The following is a 2,150-nucleotide window of genomic DNA, read 5'->3' as shown; positions in this document are numbered from 1 at the left end:
CCTGATTCGGGGAAAATCAATATTCTTCCCTATATGGAAATTTTTAATACGTCATCGAGGGTTAGCTATTATTCAGGAGAAGAAGATGTAAGAAAGAAATGGCCCAAGGAGTTACTAAAGGATGAATAAGTCAGCTAACCAATAAGGATTGAGACGACTTGAAAGGTCGTTTCAATCCGTTGTTCAAGAAGCCCGTAGCGGTAGTGGCTATCCATCTCTATAAGGGTATTGCTTCTGTGGATTAATTTGATCGGGAGGCTGCAAAGAGCAGAATCTCAGCCAGGATGGTGGGGCATCGAATTTAAGATGCCTGTTTTCTCTCAGGCAGAGCGGTTTCCCTGGCCAGAATCCTTAGATCTGAGGCCGTACAAGCTGAAGCTTTTAGGAACTTGGTCGCACCTCAGCGACACCACCTAAGCAGCAAAGCGCAAGGGGGAAGCTGTAGGGATTTAGGTTTTGTTTGTGATGCGTGTACCTCCTATCCCGGCCACACCAGAACTCTCGAGGGCAGCAGTAGGGAATAGAGCCTAAGTGTTCCTCCACAGTTTGGGCAAGTAATGGGCTGCCAGGATTCGAGGTCGGTGTTGGGTAAGACCACATTGAAGCCATAGCTCAATTCGATCAGAGTGCTGATGCGATCCAGAGAGACTCCACAATTAGGATTCATGAATCCATAGTAACGGACTTTCATGAAGCCGGTGGGTAGGACATGCTGTAAAAAGCGCCGGATAAACTCCATGACCTCCAGAGCGAGGGTTCTCAAGCGGTTGCTGTGAGGTTTGCGATAGCGAATGAAGACGGTGCGGTCTTCGATTTTAACGATGCGAGAATTGGAGATGGCGACTCTGAAGACGTAAGGGGCGAGGTATTTGAGGCTTGCTTCGCTAGACCCTACGGCTTGGGAGTTGACGTTCCAGTCGAGCTGCCAGACCTCAGAGGAGATTTGATCGAAGAGACCGGCTTCTTTCATTTCATCACGGAACTTGGCTTTGAAGATGATGGAGAGAGCTCGGACGGGGAGATAGAAATCGGTCCTGGAGGGGTGCCAGAGGCCGTCGGAGGTGGAGAGGGCGCCTCCGGGGACGATGTAATGGATATGGGGGTGAAACTCGAGGGTTCGTCCCCAGGTGTGGAGGACCCCAAGGAAACCGGGGAGATCTCCGCCGATGTACTTTTGATCAAGGGCGAGCTTTTTGATGGCCTCAGAGGAGGCCTTGAACAGGGCAGAGTAAGCCACCCGCTGGTTCTTTCGGATGAAGCGGCGCAGATGCTCCGGGACGGTAAAGGTGAGCAGGAAATGGTGACCGGGGAGCTGACGCAGAATCTGCTTTTCAAGCCACTGCCGAATCTTATGGTATTGACAAGTGGGGCAATGACGATTCCCGCAGGAGCGATAGACCCGGTGGAGTTGGCCACACTTCTCGCACTCATAAAGGGCAACACCACAAGCCTCGGTGCGACAGCCAATGATGGCATCAATGACTTTGCGGTGTATATTGGGCATGACCTGGGAATAGCGTTCCAAGTACTCGGGGCCGAAGGATCGGAAGATCTCATTGATTGTGGTCATGGTCCAAGCCCTCCATTACCTGATTGATTAACTGACAGGCATCCTCTTGTCCTTTTTGGGTAAGGTGGAGATAGACCATGGTGGTTTCGAGCTGGGCATGTCCCATGTATCTCTGGATGAGCCGCAGGTTGACGCCGGCTTCGAGGAGATGAGTGGCATAGGAATGGCGCAGGGTATGAACGGAGACAGCCTTTTTTCGGATTCCGGCAGCAACCTTGGCCCGGCGGAAGGCGCCCTGGACACTGCTTTTGGCCATGGGAGACGGAGCCTCCTTAGCTCCATTACCGCCTCGGCCAAGGGCGGGGAAGAGGAGGCAGGGGTGGCGGTGGGTCACCCAATAGCGGCGGAGCAGATTGAGGGTAGATGGGGGAAGAGGGACGTAGCGATCCTTGGCGCCCTTTCCACGGTGGACATGGATCATCATGCGGCTGCTGTCGATATCGGAGACTTCGAGGTGGAGACCTTCATGGAGTCTCAGGCCGCAGGAATAGACGGTGGAAAGATAGGCGTAATTCTGGAAGGTTTTGACCTGGGCCAGAATGGATCGGACTTCTTGAACGCTAAGAACGGCCGGGAGTCG

Annotated in this window: 2 protein-coding genes; both read right to left on the bottom strand. The window is 53.0% G+C overall.

The window, feature by feature from the left end; all coding sequences use genetic code 11:
* Positions 1-478: 478 nt before the first annotated feature.
* Entirely contained in the window at positions 479-1,504 is a 1,026-nt protein-coding gene (locus tag QMD53_07090) for a transposase (protein ID MDI6800401.1), read from the bottom strand.
* Between the two features lie 49 nt (positions 1,505-1,553).
* Entirely contained in the window at positions 1,554-2,108 is a 555-nt protein-coding gene (locus QMD53_07085) for a tyrosine-type recombinase/integrase (protein ID MDI6800400.1), read from the bottom strand.
* Positions 2,109-2,150 lie beyond the last annotated feature (42 nt).

The organism is Actinomycetota bacterium, assembly GCA_030017835.1.
In the GTDB taxonomy this organism is placed as follows: Bacteria; Actinomycetota; Aquicultoria; order UBA3085; family Oleimmundimicrobiaceae; genus Yes70-04.
Note: the sequence above shows the minus strand (reverse complement) of the source record. Positions and strands in the feature narration are given on the sequence as shown.

Bases quoted from the DNA above. Each gene is read 5' to 3' on its own strand.
- QMD53_07090 (MDI6800401.1), bottom strand. From the start codon at position 1,504: ATGCCCAATATACACCGCAAAGTCATTGATGCCATCATTGGCTGTCGC.